The organism is Oleiphilus sp. HI0067, from assembly GCF_001635735.1.
Genome location: NZ_LWFI01001480.1, coordinates 1 through 1,054, shown reverse-complemented (window position 1 = coordinate 1,054; position 1,054 = coordinate 1). Strand labels below are relative to the sequence as shown.

Here is a 1,054-nt window from a genome sequence, read left to right as displayed (position 1 = left end):
ACCTTGTTATAGGAGGAACTATGTCCGAAATAAAACAATTAGAGGCGGACTATTTGATCATCGGTGCTGGTGCGATGGGATTGGCATTTGCTGATGAATTGCTCAAACACGACAAACAAGCAAGCATCGTGTTTGCAGAGCGTCGCGGCATGTCGGGCGGGCATTGGGTTGATGCCTATGATCACGTTAAGCTTCATCAGCCAGCAATAGCTTACGGGGTGAACTCACTTGAGTTAAGTGAATCGAAAACAGACCTTTCTAGTCGCCCTCAAATCATTCATTACTTTGAACGTATTTCTAAAAACTTAGTAAGTACTGGGCGTGCACGCTTTTTATTCAAATGTGATTTTGTGGGTGAGCAGCCACTCGACAAGGGAGCAATCGCGACGGTTGCTTCCAACATAGACGAAGGCGTGTCGTATCGAATCCACGTAAAGCGCAAGATTGTCGATAGCGGTTATATGCGTGTCGAAGTACCTGCGACGCATCCACCACGTTATAAAGTGGATGGGGACGTTCAGTTAGTCGCACCCAATGCGCTGACTAAACTCGAACGCTCTTTTTCTAAATATGTGGTGGTTGGTGCCGGTAAAACTGGGATCGATGCCATTTTATATCTTCTTGATAACGGTGTGATCCCAGAACGCATTCAATGGGTAATCTCGAATGACATGTGGATGTGGCCGCGTGAGATGGCCGCCCCGAATACAGTGGGCGACATGCTGTCGGGGCAATTACAGGGCCTAATTGATAATGCTGAAATTGATGATGCGTTTTTGCAAATGGAACGCGAAGGCATTGTATTCCGCCTCGATAAAAATGTGCAGCCGACCAAGTGGCGATGCGCTACGGTAAGCATGCCAGAGCTAGAACAGCTTAAATCAATCAAACAGGTGTTGCGCAAGGGCCGCGTTGCCCGTGTATCAACCACGCATTTGCATTTTGAGTCCGGCGAGGAACAGGCACTCTCGCGCAACGCTTTGATTGTGAATTGCAGTGCTAATGGTCTCGCTAAACGACGTGCGAAATCGATTTTTGCGGATGGTCATATTAC

The 1,054-nt window shown here is 47.7% G+C and carries 1 protein-coding gene; it reads left to right on the top strand.

The window, feature by feature from the left end; genetic code table 11:
• Nucleotides 1–20 precede the first annotated feature (20 nt).
• Nucleotides 21–1,054 (top strand): hypothetical protein (locus A3739_RS24110; protein WP_068503107.1); only part of this gene is annotated, 1,034 nt, incomplete at its 3' end.